Source organism: Enterobacter sp. UNJFSC 003 (assembly GCF_036903355.1).
Classification (GTDB): domain Bacteria; phylum Pseudomonadota; class Gammaproteobacteria; order Enterobacterales; family Enterobacteriaceae; genus Enterobacter.
Map to the genome: position 1 here is coordinate 1 of NZ_JBAKHK010000237.1, position 257 is coordinate 257.

Sequence of the window (257 nt, forward strand, 5' to 3'; positions counted from 1 at the left end):
GCGGATAGTTATGCAGCTTTTTCCAGTCCGGCTTGCCCTGGAACAAGTCGCCCTCCCACCAGGTGGTGCCCGCATTAATCGCTTCTTTCTCAGTGCGCGACATCGGCGGCATCACCTTACGGAAACCGCGAAATACCGGCGCGGAAATCATCGACTTACGCATAGGCGCAAAGTTAAATGGCACGAGGATAATGGCCAGAGGCACCAGTACCCACGCCGACCACAGACCAGCAACGCCGAGGGCGGCTGTCCAGGCG

General features: G+C 58.8%; 1 pseudogene. It reads right to left on the reverse strand.

Going from position 1 to position 257, the window contains the following annotated elements:
- Nucleotides 1–257 (reverse strand): annotated as a pseudogene (gene fadE, locus V5P19_RS23955) (acyl-CoA dehydrogenase); the annotation flags it as partial.